Source organism: Thalassobacillus cyri, from assembly GCF_900107755.1.
GTDB lineage: Bacteria > Bacillota > Bacilli > Bacillales > Halobacillaceae > Thalassobacillus > Thalassobacillus cyri.
The window spans coordinates 1-15,458 of the sequence record NZ_FNQR01000013.1 but is presented as its reverse complement, the minus strand read 5'-3'; the positions used below and the strand labels follow the sequence as shown (position 1 = coordinate 15,458).

The window sequence follows — 15,458 nt, the reverse complement described above, 5'->3', positions numbered from 1 at the left end:
AGTGCAGAAAGGATAAGTTTATGAAAATACTATTTATTGGTGATGTTGTTGGTTCACCTGGAAGAGACATGGTACAAGAATACCTGCCGAAATTAAAAGCGAAATACCAGCCTGCAGTAACGATTATTAATGGGGAAAATTCTGCTTCAGGCAAAGGAATAAATGAAAAAATATACCGCAGTTTCCTGGAATGGGGCGCGAATGCTGTCACATTAGGGAACCACGCTTGGGATAAGAAAGAAATCTTTGATTTTATTGACGATGCCACTTATATGGTTCGTCCGGCTAACTATCCGGAAGGGACGCCGGGCAAAGGGATCACCTTTGTAAAAACGAATCATGGAGAAGTGGCAGTACTTAATCTGCAGGGACGAACTTTTTTGTCGCCTAACGACGATCCTTTTCGCAAAGTGGATGAATTGATAAAAGAAGCCAAGAAACGAACGAATATCATATTCCTCGACTTCCATGCGGAGACCACGAGTGAAAAGCAGGCGATGGGATGGTATGTAGATGGAAGAGTCAGCATCAATGTCGGTACGCATACCCATGTGCAAACAGCCGATGAACGCATACTTCCAGGGGGTACGGGCTATATCACAGACGTAGGTATGACTGGACCGTATGATGGAATTCTCGGAATGGATCGAGAAGCCGTAATCAAACGTTTTCTTACAAATCTTCCGGTACGTTTTGAAGTCCCTAAAAAGGGAAGAAAACAACTAAGCGCAGTCTTGGCGGATGTAGAGGAAAGTACCGGAAAGGCTAGGAAATTACAACGGATCATGATAAACGACGACCATCCTTTCTTCGGCTGATTATTTGAACTTTTCAAAAAATTCCTTCATAATGGAAAGGAATAATCTTCATCTCCAAGAATATAGTAGTTATGGAACAACTATAGTTTATGAAGGAGGAGCTAGTAATGGAAATATTAAAAGTCTCAGCTAAATCCAGTCCGAATTCAGTAGCAGGAGCTCTAGCAAACGTCTTAAGGGAACGTGGCTCAGCGGAGATTCAGGCGATTGGCGCTGGCGCCTTGAACCAGGCCGTCAAAGCAGTGGCTATCGCCAGAGGTTTCGTCGCACCAAGTGGTGTGGATCTTATTTGTATTCCAGCATTCACAGATATCATGATTGATAATGAAGAGCGTACTGCAATAAAGTTGATTGTTGAACCTAGATAGGCGACAGGCTCTTCCTATGAAAATTTATGATGGACAAGATCAGCCGTGCTTGTAGGAGCACGGCTTAAATTTTTGGCTTGGAAAGGAAGAAAGCTTTTGATTATAGATGCGCATTGTGATGTATTATGGAAGCTTTGGGAAAAGAAAGTAGATTTTTATGATAGCGAAGCATTACGGTTTAATTATTTGAAATGGAAACAGAGTGATGTAAAGGTTCAGTGTTTTGCCATTTTCGTTCCCGAAGAAATAACAGAAGAAGCACAATTCAGCGTAGCACTCGAAATGGTATCCATCTTTTTCGAACAAATTATCGAACCATATGATGATGTACGTTTCGTAGCAAACAGACAGGATTTAATGAAATTGCAGCCGGAAGAAAAAGGAGCAATTTTGACATTGGAAGGATGTCACGCGATTGGTTCAGATATTAACAAGTTGAAGACGCTTATACGCCTTGGTGTGAGGATTGTCGGCCTGACCTGGAATCAAGCCAATTCGGTTTGCGACGGGATTGAAGAAGAACGGGGGGCGGGATTGTCTTCCTTTGGTCGCAAGGTGGTTGAATATTTGAATCAGGAACAGATTTGGACCGACTTATCTCATATTTCCTATCAAGGTTTTTGGGATGTACTTTCTATTTGTGATTATCCAATGGCTTCCCATTCGAATGTCTACCACCTGTCTCCCCATAAGCGAAACCTCGACGATACCCAGTTGAAAGCATTGATCGATTGTAATAGCTGGATCGGAATCACCTTTGTTCCGGAATTCATCAATGGAAATCATCATGCATTCATGCAGGAAATCGTGCCTCACGTGGAGTACATAATAGCTATGGGTGGAGAAAATGTGATCGGTTTCGGATCCGACTTTGAAGGTACAGACGACTTAGTGACCGGTTTAGCGGAGGTAACAGATTATAAGTTTCTGATTAATGAACTTTGTCACAGTCAAACGAAGGAAACTATGCAAAAATTGATGTGTAAGAATTTTGTCGATAAATTCCCCCGGCAAAGATGATGCAGGAGCTTGTTCAATTTAGCGGATTCGCTTGAAAATTACTACTTGAAGGGATATGATTTATATACATATATCACTTGCATCGTAGCAGGCAATCTATATAGCTTTTCTGCATATTGCCGGGCTGGTCCCTATGCTTCACAAGATTTTTTTTTGGTAAGGTATTCTATTATCCTATGTATCTAGATAGGAGAAGATCCATGGACAAATTAAAAGGGGTGTAGTAGATGGTTGAACAACTTTCCTGGAAAGTTGGCGGGCAGCAAGGGGAAGGGATTGAAAGTACTGGAGAGATTTTCGCCATTACTTTAAATCGTCTTGGTTATTATCTCTATGGCTATCGTCATTTTTCCTCTCGTATCAAGGGTGGACATACGAATAATAAGATCCGGGTTTCAACAGAAAAAGTGAGATCGATTGCCGATGATTTGGATATACTTGTCGCATTTGATCAGGAAACGATCGATGTCAATGCGCACGAATTACATAGTAAAGGAATAGTACTGGCAGACGCTAAATTCAATCCGACTCTGCCAGAAGGAGTAGACGTTACTCTTTATTCGGTGCCTTTTACAGAAATTGCAACTGATCTTGGCACTTCACTAATGAAGAATATGGTCGCAGTCGGAGCATCAAGCGCCATTATGAATCTTAAGTGTGAAGTTTTCCGCGATGTTGTAGAAGAGATTTTCTCCCGTAAAGGTGAACAAGTCGTCGCTAAGAATATGGAAGCCATTGTTAAGGGAGCCGAGTACGTCCGGGAACAAGATAAAGGAAATCTTCACCAGATGGAACTGGCAGAAGCGGATGGAAAAAAGCGGATGTTCATGATCGGGAACGATGCAATCGCTATGGGATTTTTAGCGGGCGGGTGCCGTTTTATGGCCGCATATCCGATTACCCCTGCTTCTGAAATCATGGAATATATGATTAAGAAGCTGCCGGAATTCGGTGGGACAGTAATCCAGACTGAGGATGAAATTGCTGCTGCCACGATGTCCATTGGAGCTAATTATGCAGGGGTACGTACCATAACAGCCTCCGCAGGTCCTGGTTTGTCGTTGATGATGGAGTCGATCGGCTTAGCGGGGATTACAGAGACTCCGCTCGTGATCGTGGATACCCAGCGTGGAGGACCAAGTACAGGGCTTCCTACTAAACAAGAGCAGTCCGATTTAATGGCGATGATTTATGGGACCCACGGGGAAATCCCGAAGGTGGTAATGGCACCAAGTACAGTGCAGGAAGCTTTTAATGACGCTGTGGAAGCGTTGAATATAGCAGAAGAATATCAAGTACCAGTCATTTTATTATCAGATTTACAGCTTTCCCTTGGAAAGCAGACAGTTGAACCGTTGGAATATGACAATATCGAAGTGCGCCGTGGCAAGCTGGATGAACATCCAGACCTTCCTGAACTGGATAAAGGAGAATATTTTAAACGTTATCAAGTCACCGAAGATGGCGTGTCGCCTCGGATTCTGCCAGGAACTAAAAACGGTATATTCCATGTCACCGGTGTAGAGCATGACGAAACAGGTAAACCTAGTGAACTTGCATCAAACCGAAAAAATCAGATGGATAAACGGCTGCGTAAACTGAAGAAGCTTCCGGAAGTTTTCCCTACACCCGTCCAGATAGATGCCAGGTATGAAGAAGCGGATGTTCTATTTGTAGGGTTCAATTCAACACGGGGGGCAATCGAAGAGGCGAAAGGAAGGCTGGAGGAGGAAGGATATAAAGTGAACCATGCCCATATCCGTTTGATTCATCCATTCCCGGCCAAGGAAGTCAAAGCTCTTGTTGATCAAGCTAAGAAGGTAATCGTCGTAGAGAATAATGCAACTGCCCAGTTGGCTAATATAATCAAGATGAATGTCGGCAGTCAGGAAAAGATGGAAAGTATCCTCCAATATGACGGTACGCCATTCCTGCCAGGCCAAATTCATCAGCGAAGCAAGGAGTTGTTATAAATGGCGACATTCAAAGAGTTCCGTAATAAGGTGAAACCAAACTGGTGTCCAGGGTGTGGCGACTTTTCTGTCCAGGCATCCATTCAACGAGCGGCGGCTAATGTAGGCCTGGAGCCTGAAGATTTAGCGGTGATATCAGGGATAGGTTGTTCCGGTCGTATTTCCGGCTATATCAATTCTTATGGCTTCCATGGAATTCACGGACGCGTCCTGCCAATTGCCCAGGGTGTTAAGATGGCTAACAAAAATTTGAAAGTTATCGCTTCTGGAGGCGACGGTGACGGATTTGCGATTGGAATGGGCCATACTGTCCATGCGATTCGCAGAAACCTTGATATCACGTACATCGTAATGGATAACCAGATTTATGGTTTGACTAAAGGGCAGACTTCCCCGCGAAGTGAAAAAGGCTTTAAAACGAAGAGTACACCGGAAGGTTCCATCGAATCTGCGGTCAATGTCATGGAAATGGCTTTATCCGCTGGTGCAACATTTGTAGCACAAAGCTTTTCCAGTGATTTGAAAGAACTGACTTCCTTGATTGAACAAGGCATTAACCATGAAGGTTTTTCTTTGATCAATGTATTCAGCCCATGTGTCACTTATAATAAAGTCAATACCTATGATTGGTTTAAAGAAAATCTTGTCAGTTTAGATGATATCGAAGGATATGACAGCTCTGATCGTAAAAAAGCGATGGCTACTTTGATGGAACATAACAGTCTGGTAAAAGGTCTGATCTATCAAAATACAGAGCAAAAGTCTTATCAGGATTTGATTCATGGCTATGCAGACCATGCATTGAAAGACAGTGAACTTAATCTCGATAAAGGAAAGTTCGATAACCTGGTTAAAGAATTCATGTAAGAGAAGAAGTCCGATCAGCACTGGCTGATCGGATTTTTTATTGAGATTTTAAGTTTTACAATTGGTAATTTGCGCTTATAAAAGAGGCAGAAGTACTGCCGCCTATCCACGGTGTTCAATTGTCCTTTGTATGTGAACAGAGTCATTTGCGTAATTTTCAACTCATGATAAAATAGTGATATATCTAGTTTCATGAGATTGAAAGAGAATGGGAGTGTTCGTAGTGGGTGGAACAATGAAAGCTATTGTGAAGCATCACCGTGGAGTAGGAGCGGAACTGCAGGAGGTAGAGATTCCTGCGATCAAAGAAAACGAAGTGCTGATAAAAGTGAAAGCGACATCGATTTGTGGGACAGATGTCCATATTTACAACTGGGATGAATGGTCTGCCAGCAGGGTCAATCCGCCATATGTGTTTGGACATGAGTTTGCCGGTGAAATAGTTGAGGTAGGAAGCAAGGTAACAACTTTTCAGGAAGGTGACTATGTAAGTGCGGAAACTCACTTAGTTTGCGGTCATTGCCCACAATGTTTGACAGGAAAATACCATATTTGTGAAAATACACAGATCATCGGGGTAGATACACAAGGCTGTTTTGCAGAGTATGTTGCCCTTCCAGCTGATAATCTATGGAAAAATCCGGCTGATATGCCGACAGATATCGCTTCCGTACAGGAGCCGATGGGAAATGCAGTCCATACTGTATTAAATGGGGATGTGGCTGGAAAATCAGTAGCAATCATCGGATGTGGGCCGATCGGATTGATGGCTGTAGGAGTGGCCAAAGCAGCCGGTGCATCCCAGGTGCTGGCTTTTGATTTAAATGAATATCGTCTTGGTTTAGCTGCTCAAATGGGGGCCACTACTTTAATCAATTCAGCTGAAGAAGACCCGGTAGAAAAAGCGAAGGCTTTGACAGGCGGACACGGTGTCGATGTCGTATGTGAGATGAGCGGGCATCCCGTCGCCATGGATCAAGGCTTCAAAATGATTACTAATGGGGGTAGAATGTCCATTCTCAGCCTCCCGACCAAACCCGTCACGATTGATGTGACGAATGACATCGTATTCAAAGGGATTGAAGTCCAGGGGATTACCGGTCGTAAAATGTACGAAACCTGGCAGCAAGTGTCCCGTCTTTTACATTCGAAACAAGTGGATTTGACGCCAATGATCACACATCATCTGCCACTGGAAGATTTTGAAGAAGGCTTCCGACTTATGAACGAAGGAAAATGCGGGAAAGTAGTCTTACATCCCTGAAGGTTATGGCTGCTTGTTGAAAAATAACCAGTAAATAAGGGATACTATAAATAGAGACTTGATTGTATATGGGGGGGAGACCTTCCTCCTTTGTACATACTATGCAAGGGAACATTTATCCATTATTCAAGGAGGCGTGTTTATGAAAGGGTTTGAATACTTACAAAAAGAATTAGATGAAATGAAAGATCAGGGAACATTCCGGGAGTTGATCCCATTAGAATCACCGCAAGGATCACGAGTGAAGATCAAAGGCAAAGAAGTGATTCAACTTTCTTCTAATAACTACCTTGGTTTGACTTCTCATCCAAAGATGAAGGAAGCGGCAGAAAAAGCGGTCCGTGAATATGGAGCAGGAACGGGATCTGTCAGGACGATCGCCGGGACTCTTGAAATGCATGAAGCATATGAACGGAAACTGGCTAAATTCAAACATACCGAAGCTGCACTTGTATTCCAGTCAGGCTTCACTACGAACCAGGGTGTTCTATCTTCTATTTTGACGGATGAGGATGTTGTGATCTCCGATGAGCTCAATCATGCTTCCATCATCGATGGTATCCGATTGACAAAGGCCGGCCGTAAAATCTATAAGCATGTCGACATGACTTCTTTAGAAGAAAAATTAAAAGAATCAAGTGATTACCGGACACGTCTTGTCGTCACCGATGGGGTTTTCTCAATGGATGGCAACATCGCCCCGCTTCCGGAAATTGTCGAGCTGGCTGAAAAATATGATGCTCTCGTGATGGTCGATGATGCCCACGCCAGTGGTGTGTTAGGGGAAAATGGCCGCGGCACAGTCAATCACTTCGGTTTAGACGGACGGGTACACATCCAGGTAGGTACCTTAAGTAAAGCCATCGGCGTACTTGGTGGGTATGTGGCAAGCAGCCAGACACTGAAAGAATACCTGATCCATAAAGGTCGTCCTTTCTTGTTTAGTACCTCTCATCCGCCAGCAGTTACAGCTGCTTGCGACACTGCCATTGATGTACTTTTAGAAGAACCAGAATTGATTCAAAAACTATGGGATAATACCAAGTTCTTCAAAGACGGTTTAAAGTCACTTGGCTTTGATACAGGGATTAGTGAAACGCCTGTTACACCAGTGATGGTCGGCGATGATTCTTTGACTCATAAGTTTTCAGATGAATTGTTTAATGAAGGAGTCTTCGCCCAAGGAATCGTATTCCCGACGGTACAGCGAGGTAAAGGCCGGGTACGTACCATTGTTACAGCCGAGCATTCGAAAGAGGAATTGCAGGAAGCACTGGACGCATTTGAACGTGCTGGCAAAAAATTGAATATTATCTCCTAAGTTTCAAGGAGGCTGGTCGTCGTTGTATGGCGATCAGCCTTTCTCTATGGGACAACGCTTATATTTGTTGGTTGCTGCTCTTAAAATTTGCAGCTAAAGTTGATATAATGAGAAAGTTAGATATGTTATGCGAAAGGAGCACTGTTGATGAATGAACAACAGCGTAAACAGATGAGTCAAATTCGTGAAGCTAATCCAGCGGACGTAAAATCCGACCAGGACAATCTTTCACGAATCAAAGAGAAGAAAAGTGAAGACTTCATCAAATATTTTGAGACAAGCTATCAGCCTCCTTCTTTGAAAGACGCGAAAAAGCGAGGCAAGGAAGACGTAGAAGTTCATTATGACTTTACTATACCTGAAGAAATGATTGGTCTCGGAAGTGGCAAGAAATTCATGATCCGTACTTATGGATGCCAGATGAACGAACATGACACCGAAATCATGGCAGGCATTTTAGAGGAGATGGGCTATGTTTCTACGAATGAAACAAAAGAAGCCGATATCATATTATTGAATACTTGCGCGATCAGGGAGAATGCGGAAAACAAAGTGTTCGGTGAAATCGGTCACTTGAAACCCTTGAAAACCGAGAATCCTGACTTGATCATCGGGGTCTGTGGTTGTATGTCCCAGGAAGAATCGGTAGTCAATCGAATCTTGCAAAAACACCAATTTGTCGACTTGATTTTCGGTACACATAATATCCACCGGCTTCCGCAGCTCGTCAAGGAAGCCATGTTTGGTAAGGAAATGGTGGTAGAAGTGTGGTCGAAGGAAGGAGATATCATCGAAAACCTTCCTCGTTCCCGTAAAGGAAAAATCAAAGCATGGGTGAATATCATGTACGGCTGTGACAAATTCTGTACCTATTGTATTGTTCCGTATACCAGAGGGAAAGAGAGAAGCCGTCTGCCGGAGGATATCATTCAGGAAGTAAGGCATCTGGCCGCCCAGGGTTACAAGGAAATCACCCTGCTTGGTCAAAACGTCAATGCCTATGGAAAAGATCTGGACATGGATTACGGTTTAGGAGATTTAATGAACGACATTCATAAAATTGATATTCCACGGGTCCGGTTCACGACTTCCCATCCGCGTGATTTTGATGACCGACTGATTGAAGTGTTAGCGCAAGGCGGAAACCTGCTTGATCATATCCATCTTCCTGTCCAGTCAGGAAGCTCCGACGTCTTGAAAATTATGGCACGTAAGTACACCAGGGAAAGCTATTTGGAGCTTGTTGATAAAATCCGTACGGCTATGCCAAACGCTACCTTGACCACGGATATTATTGTAGGCTTCCCGAATGAAACAGATGAACAGTTTGAAGAGACATTGAGTTTAGTTGAAGAAGTCGGATTCGAAGCGGCTTATACGTTCATTTATTCTCCTCGTGAAGGCACGCCAGCTGCCCGTATGAAAGATAACGTACCAATGGAAGTGAAAAAAGAACGGCTGCAACGTTTGAACGAATTGGTCAACAAGCAGTCAGCAGAGGCGATGAAGAAATACGAAGGGCAAATTGTCGACGTATTAGTAGAAGGGGAAAGTAAGAAAAACCCTGATGTGCTGGCTGGATATACAGAAAGAAACAAACTGGTCAACTTTATTGGACCAAAATCAGCGATTGGTGAAATCGTCAAAGTGAAAATAAATAATGCTAAGACATGGTCTCTTGATGGAGAAATGGTCGAAGAAGCAGCAGAGGTGAACTGAAAATGGCCGAATATACTCGTAAACAAGTAGTGGAAGAAGCGCAGAAACTGGCTAAGATGATGGCAAATATTGAAGAAATCGATCGTTTTAAACAGCTGGAAGCAAAAATCAATGAAAATAAAAAAGTACAGGAATACATTTCCCGTATTAAAGCATTACAAAAACAGGCGGTCAATTTTCAGGCATATGGGAAAACTGAAGCCCAGCAAAAAGTGGAAAAGGAAATTGATCGGCTGCAGGCAGAATTGGATGCCATTCCGGTAGTGGAAGAGTTCAAAAGTTCTCAAACAATTATCAATGATGTTCTGCAAATGGTATCCAACACGATTGCCCGCGAAGTGACAAATGAAGTCATCCGCTCCACTGGAGGAGATGTTTTGAAAGGGGAAACAGGCTCTAAAGTCAGTAATTCCGCCTGTAACCACTAAGTTTTTGTGATACCATTGAACGAGAATTCTCGTTCAATGGTATTTTTTTCGTACAATTATCTGGGCTCTTGCATAGAATGAACTAAAACCTTATACAAATCCTTCTTGATGGGAAAGGCATGTGCACATTTCGCCCAATTCAAGCATAGGATGTTGTGTATGATAAAGGGAGGTTTTAGGTGAGATGTCATTCTTTGACCAAGAATACCGTGAGATCTTCACGAAGGCTGTTTGTGGTAAAGGGAAGAAATTCACCCAATCAACACACTTGATTTCGCCCCCCCACCGTCCATCAAGTATCTTAGGTTGCTGGGTGATCAACCATGTCTATCACGCCAAGAAAAAAGGAGATCATGTGGAAGTACATGGCCACTATGATGCGAACGTCTGGTTTTCGTACAATGATAATACGAAAACGGAGGTCGTAACAGAAAGAATCGACTATTGCGACCATGTGCCGCTGTACATCAAAGATGAAAATTGCATCGACGATGATTTAGAAGTCTTTGCAAAAGCGACACAACAACCGAACTGCCTGGAAGCCAACATCACTAGCAATGGGCAAAAGATTTCGGTTGAAGTAGAGCGGGAATTCTACGTGGATGTAATTGGGGAAACAAAGCTTTGTGTCCGTGTCAATCCGAAGGGCTGTAAGCATGATGATGATTTTGATTTTGGTGACTTATCTGATGATGATTTTTCAGAGATCGACCCGGATTTTCTCGGAAGAAAAGAAGAAGAATAAAGACTGCTTGATAATCCTTGCTAAGCATAGCGGGGATTATTTTTTTATTTATACGGGATTGGGAAACAAGTGCTCTTGAAAACACAACCATTCAAGGAGAGTTTGCATCTATGCTATAATAATAAAAGTGACTAAAGTACGTTTTGGGGGATATTAAATGAAGCAATACACACCAATGATGGAGCAATACTTGACGATCAAAGCACAGCATAAGGATGCTTTTTTATTTTTCAGGCTCGGTGATTTTTATGAAATGTTTTTTGATGATGCTTTGGAGGCATCTAGGGAACTGGAAATCACCTTGACCAGCAGGGATGGAGGAGATGAAAGGATTCCGATGTGTGGAGTCCCTTATCATTCCGCAGCAAATTACATAAAAACGCTGATAGAAAAAGGCTATAAAGTAGCTATCTGTGAACAAGTAGAAGATCCGAAAATGGCAAAAGGCGTAGTCAAACGGGAAGTAGTCCAACTGATTACCCCAGGAACCGTAATGGAAGGTAATATGCTGGATGAAAAGGAAAATAATTACCTGGCAAGCGTGACTTCTTTTGAAGATGGCAGCTATACGGTAGCCTATAATGACCTGACTACTGGAGAAAACAGCATTGCTCTGATCACGGATGGTTGGGATGCTGTATTAAGTGAGCTGTATAACCGTCCAGTCAAGGAAGTCGTCATTGCATCCGACCTTCCGGAATCACATGAAAGTGATTTGAATGAACGGTTGGCTTACACGATTTCTTACCAGGATGAGGTCAACACTGACGATGCGTTTGCCCCTTTGCTGGCCGAGCTCCAGCAAGAGAAATATAAAACCGGGTTCGGAAGATTACTCAATTACATCCAGCACACCCAAAAGCGATCGCTGGATCATCTTCAGCCTGTGCAGAAAATTGAACTGAAGCAGTATATGACCCTGGATATGTATTCGAAACGCAATCTCGAGCTGATGGAGACATTGCGGAAGCAGGGTAAGAAAGGGAGTTTGCTATGGGTGGTAGATGATACAGTCACTTCCATGGGTGCGCGGTTATTGAAAAAATGGCTGGAACGTCCCCTGTTGAATCGAAAAGGAATGGAAGAACGCCATGAACAGGTCTCCGGATTCCTTGAGCAATTTTTTGAACGGGAAGAACTGAGAGAACAATTGAAATCTGTCTATGACCTTGAACGTCTTTCCGGAAGAATTGCTTTTGGAAACGTGAACGCTAGAGACTTGCTGCAATTGAAACAATCACTAGGGAAGATTCCAGAGATAAAGGTAACCCTCGAAAAATTTTCTCATCCAAGCATTAAAAACCTACATCATTCCCTTGATCCGCTTCATTCCTTATCCGAGTTGTTAGAAGAAAGTATTCATGAGGATCCGCCTCTTACCATTAAGGAAGGAGGAATCATCAAAGATGGTTTCAATAACCAGCTTGATGATTACCGTGATGCAGCTAGAAACGGAAAACAATGGATTGCAGAGCTTGAACGGAAAGAGCGGGAAGAGACGAAAATCAAGTCATTGAAGGTGGGCTACAATCGTGTGTTCGGTTATTACATTGAAGTGACGAAAGCCAATCTTCATTTACTGCCGGAAGGGAAATATGAACGGAAGCAGACACTGACGAACGCAGAACGATACATTACACCTGAATTGAAGGATAAGGAAACGCTGATTTTAGAAGCACAAGAAAAAAGTGTGGAACTGGAGTATGAATTATTTCTCACCATCCGGGAAAAGGTGAAAAATTATATTGAAGACTTGCAGCTGCTCGCCGGACAAATCAGTAAAATTGATGTGTTGCAGGGGTTTGCTTCCGTGTCGGAAAAAAATGATTATGTACAGCCCAATTTCAATGAGACACGCCTGATTGATATCAAACAAGGAAGACATCCCGTCGTGGAAAAAGTGATGAAAGATGCTTCCTTTGTTCCAAATGATGTTTATATGGATGACGAATCAGATGTCTTGTTGATCACTGGACCAAACATGTCTGGTAAAAGTACGTATATGAGACAGCTTGCCTTAACAGCTATCATGGGACAAGTGGGCTGTTTTGTGCCGTGTGAACAGGCTAATCTTCCAATCTTTGATCAGATTTTTACTAGAATCGGAGCTGCTGACGACCTTGTTTCCGGTCAAAGCACCTTCATGGTAGAAATGCTGGAAGCCAGGCATGCGCTTGCCAATGCTACCGAAAACAGCTTGATTCTCCTGGATGAAATCGGCCGGGGTACAAGCACTTATGATGGAATGGCCCTTGCCCAGGCAATTGTTGAGTACATTCATGAGGAAATTAAAGCGAAAACACTCTTTTCTACCCATTACCATGAGTTGACGGAATTGGAAGATAGTCTGGAACGTTTGAAAAACATCCATGTCCGGGCTGAAGAATATCAAGGGAATGTTGTTTTCCTGCACCAAATTCAAAATGGAGCAGCAGATGAAAGCTATGGCATCCATGTAGCCAAGCTTGCGGAATTGCCAGATTCCTTGATTGCAAGAGCGACAGATTTATTGAAAGAATTTGAAACAGGGCCAAAATATGAAGTCCCTGTCAATCAAGCAGACGAAGAACAGCTGACCTTTTTTCAGGAAGAAGTACGTGAGACTAACAATAAAAAAACGCAAGCAACAGAAAGCAAATTGATTGATCAGCTCACGAACCTTAATTTGATGGAAATGACACCGATGGAAGCGATGAATCATCTTTACCAGCTACAAAAACAAGTGAAACGATAAGGAAGGGGGATCACCATGGGAAAAATCAAACTCATGCCTGACAATCTGGCCAATAAAATTGCCGCAGGGGAAGTTGTAGAACGTCCTGCATCAGTAATTAAAGAATTGGTAGAAAACAGCATCGATGCCAACAGTAAATCAATCAAGGTAGAGTTGGCGGAAGCGGGACTTGAGCAAATCAAAATAAAAGATGATGGGGACGGAATGGTGGAAGAAGATTGTGACCATGCTTTCTTTCGGCATGCCACCAGTAAAATCCAGGATGAAAATGATCTTTTCCATGTTAAAACCCTTGGGTTCCGCGGAGAAGCATTAGCGAGTATCGCAGCAGTCAGCCGTCTATCCATTCAGACGTCTACAGGCGAAGGAGCCGGTACAAGATTAGAGCTGGAAGGCGGAAAATTGGTCAATAAAACAAAAAGCGATGCCCGCCAAGGCACAGAAATCATCGTCAATGATATCTTCTTCAATACGCCTGCTAGGTTGAAGTATATGAAAACCATCCATACCGAGCTCGGGCATATCACTGATGTCTTGAACCGGATGGCTCTGGCTCACCCTGATGTGAAATTCGTCTGCTTTCATAATGGCAAGCAGCTTTTCCAAACCTCAGGACGTGGGGACTTGCTTCAAGTGATCGCACAAATCTATGGAATGGCGACAGCCAGAAAAATGATCTCGGTAGAATCATCGTCTAAAGATTTTCATGTGTCAGGGTATATTGCCAAACCCGAAGTAACCCGTGCATCACGTAATTATATTTCCACTATCATCAATGGCCGCTATATCCGTAACATTACGTTGAACAAAGCGGTGATGCAAGGCTATCATACCTTGCTCCCGATCGGCAGGAATCCATTGGTTGTACTCACTATAGAAATGGACCCCATTCTCGTCGATGTCAATGTTCACCCGGCGAAGCTTGAAGTCCGTTTCAGTAAAGAACAAGAACTATTTGAATTGATTAAAACTACCATTCAATCTGCTTTTCGAAAAGAAACGTTGATACCAGAAGCACCGGAGCAAAAACGTCCTGTTAAAAAAGAACATTCTACCCAGGCGGCGTTTCAATTTTATGAAGAGCGTGAGCAGGAAGCGCACCAGCAAAGAGAAAATTCCATCGATCATTTACTTCAGTCTGCTGCCGGTCCACAAGAAAGCAACCCATCTCAAACAAAAGAACAGGTGGAATTTACAGAGACACAGAATGAAGTCATCAAAGAAATACAAAAACTTGACCAGACTTCAGAATCACCAGTGACTACAGAAGAAGAAAAGGGAAGCGAATTGGAAAGAGTACCGGCGATGTATCCGATTGGGCAGCTGCACGGCACGTATATATTGGCACAAAACGAAAAAGGTCTTTATATCGTTGACCAGCATGCCGCCCAGGAACGTATCAAGTATGAATTTTTTACCGAAAGATTAGGAGTCGTCGAAAATGAAGTACAGGAGCTGCTTGTACCGATCACCTTTGATTTTTCCAAGAAGGAAGCACTTCGGATTGAAGAGCATGCGGAGGAATTAAAAAAAGTGGGCATCTTCTTTGAGCCTTTCGGAGAAAACAGTTTTATTATTCGGTCGCATCCTAATTGGTTCCCTAAAGGATTCGAAGTGGAAGTTATCGAGGAGATGGTGGAGCAGATCATGTCTGATGAACGTATTGATCTCAAAAAGCTTCGTGAAGAAGCAGCCACCCTCATGTCCTGCAAGCGGTCGATTAAAGCCAATCATTATTTGAATCAGCAGGATATGTTCCGATTGCTTGAAGATTTAAGAAAATCGACTGACCCTTTCACCTGTCCTCATGGGCGGCCTATTATCGTCCATTTTTCAGAATATGAAATGGAGAAGATGTTCAAACGAGTCATGTAACTGCAGCAAACTGAAGAACTGTACAGTTCTTCAGTTTTTTTATTGCAGGCACACCATTAATAATTAGCCAAGTCTTATGCTAAAATAGCAAGGTGTCTAAAAATAGGCTCTGTTAAATTTCCATGTTGATTTTACAGTAAAGCTCCCTTTGCTGAAGACTCAGTTTCGAGATAAACTGTTTCCGTTACGGTGGTGAGCGGTTGGAGGTCCGGGAAAAAAACTCGCTTTCCTTGGGAGTACGGTGAGCTTCCTCGGGCTGAAGCCCTGCGGGATCTCACCATGTACTTTAATCCCATAGGAGTCTCGCAATTTCCCGGACCTCCTTG

General features: G+C 43.1%; 12 protein-coding genes. All 12 read left to right on the top strand.

What is annotated here, in order from left to right:
- Positions 1 to 20 precede the first annotated feature (20 nt).
- The 12 genes from BLV00_RS14750 (at position 21) to mutL (ending at position 15,132) form a co-directional block, all read left to right on the top strand.
- On the top strand, positions 21 to 818 hold the full coding sequence (locus BLV00_RS14750; RefSeq protein WP_093045740.1) for a TIGR00282 family metallophosphoesterase: 798 nt from the start codon (positions 21 to 23) through the stop codon (positions 816 to 818).
- 107 nt (positions 819 to 925) lie between these two features.
- Entirely contained in the window at positions 926 to 1,186 is a 261-nt protein-coding gene (gene spoVS / locus BLV00_RS14745) for a stage V sporulation protein SpoVS (RefSeq protein WP_028782854.1), read from the top strand.
- Positions 1,187 to 1,282: 96 nt separating this feature from the next.
- On the top strand, positions 1,283 to 2,206 hold the full coding sequence (locus BLV00_RS14740) for a dipeptidase (protein ID WP_176791587.1): 924 nt from the start codon (positions 1,283 to 1,285) through the stop codon (positions 2,204 to 2,206).
- A 227-nt stretch (positions 2,207 to 2,433) separates the two neighbouring features.
- Positions 2,434 to 4,179, top strand: a complete 1,746-nt coding sequence (locus BLV00_RS14735; protein ID WP_093045738.1) for a 2-oxoacid:acceptor oxidoreductase subunit alpha — start codon at positions 2,434 to 2,436, stop codon at positions 4,177 to 4,179.
- Positions 4,180 to 5,046, top strand: a complete 867-nt coding sequence (locus tag BLV00_RS14730; protein WP_093045737.1) for a 2-oxoacid:ferredoxin oxidoreductase subunit beta — start codon at positions 4,180 to 4,182, stop codon at positions 5,044 to 5,046.
- Between the two features lie 223 nt (positions 5,047 to 5,269).
- On the top strand, positions 5,270 to 6,310 hold the full coding sequence (gene tdh / locus BLV00_RS14725) for an L-threonine 3-dehydrogenase (protein ID WP_176791584.1): 1,041 nt from the start codon (positions 5,270 to 5,272) through the stop codon (positions 6,308 to 6,310).
- Between the two features lie 142 nt (positions 6,311 to 6,452).
- Entirely contained in the window at positions 6,453 to 7,631 is a 1,179-nt protein-coding gene (locus BLV00_RS14720; RefSeq protein WP_093045735.1) for a glycine C-acetyltransferase, read from the top strand.
- A gap of 147 nt (positions 7,632 to 7,778) precedes the next feature.
- On the top strand, positions 7,779 to 9,350 hold the full coding sequence (gene miaB / locus BLV00_RS14715) for a tRNA (N6-isopentenyl adenosine(37)-C2)-methylthiotransferase MiaB (RefSeq protein WP_093045734.1): 1,572 nt from the start codon (positions 7,779 to 7,781) through the stop codon (positions 9,348 to 9,350).
- 2 nt (positions 9,351 to 9,352) lie between these two features.
- Positions 9,353 to 9,778: a YlbF/YmcA family competence regulator gene (locus tag BLV00_RS14710; RefSeq protein WP_093045733.1), complete on the top strand. Its 426-nt coding sequence runs from the start codon at positions 9,353 to 9,355 to the stop codon at positions 9,776 to 9,778.
- A gap of 184 nt (positions 9,779 to 9,962) precedes the next feature.
- Entirely contained in the window at positions 9,963 to 10,523 is a 561-nt protein-coding gene (locus tag BLV00_RS14705) for an outer spore coat protein CotE (RefSeq protein WP_093045732.1), read from the top strand.
- A 157-nt stretch (positions 10,524 to 10,680) separates the two neighbouring features.
- Entirely contained in the window at positions 10,681 to 13,257 is a 2,577-nt protein-coding gene (gene mutS, locus BLV00_RS14700) for a DNA mismatch repair protein MutS (protein ID WP_093045731.1), read from the top strand.
- A gap of 15 nt (positions 13,258 to 13,272) precedes the next feature.
- Entirely contained in the window at positions 13,273 to 15,132 is a 1,860-nt protein-coding gene (mutL, locus tag BLV00_RS14695) for a DNA mismatch repair endonuclease MutL (RefSeq protein ID WP_093045730.1), read from the top strand.
- Positions 15,133 to 15,458 lie beyond the last annotated feature (326 nt).

What these genes read in the sequence shown, in the direction of transcription:
- BLV00_RS14710 (WP_093045733.1), top strand. Translation starts at nt 9,353, where the DNA reads ATGGCCGAATATACTCGTAAACAAGTAGTGGAAGAAGCGCAGAAACTG.
- mutS (WP_093045731.1), top strand. Translation starts at nt 10,681, where the DNA reads ATGAAGCAATACACACCAATGATGGAGCAATACTTGACGATCAAAGCA.
- BLV00_RS14705 (WP_093045732.1), top strand. Translation starts at nt 9,963, where the DNA reads ATGTCATTCTTTGACCAAGAATACCGTGAGATCTTCACGAAGGCTGTT.
- mutL (WP_093045730.1), top strand. Translation starts at nt 13,273, where the DNA reads ATGGGAAAAATCAAACTCATGCCTGACAATCTGGCCAATAAAATTGCC.
- BLV00_RS14735 (WP_093045738.1), top strand. Translation starts at nt 2,434, where the DNA reads ATGGTTGAACAACTTTCCTGGAAAGTTGGCGGGCAGCAAGGGGAAGGG.
- BLV00_RS14720 (WP_093045735.1), top strand. Translation starts at nt 6,453, where the DNA reads ATGAAAGGGTTTGAATACTTACAAAAAGAATTAGATGAAATGAAAGAT.
- BLV00_RS14730 (WP_093045737.1), top strand. Translation starts at nt 4,180, where the DNA reads ATGGCGACATTCAAAGAGTTCCGTAATAAGGTGAAACCAAACTGGTGT.
- spoVS (WP_028782854.1), top strand. Translation starts at nt 926, where the DNA reads ATGGAAATATTAAAAGTCTCAGCTAAATCCAGTCCGAATTCAGTAGCA.
- miaB (WP_093045734.1), top strand. Translation starts at nt 7,779, where the DNA reads ATGAATGAACAACAGCGTAAACAGATGAGTCAAATTCGTGAAGCTAAT.
- BLV00_RS14750 (WP_093045740.1), top strand. Translation starts at nt 21, where the DNA reads ATGAAAATACTATTTATTGGTGATGTTGTTGGTTCACCTGGAAGAGAC.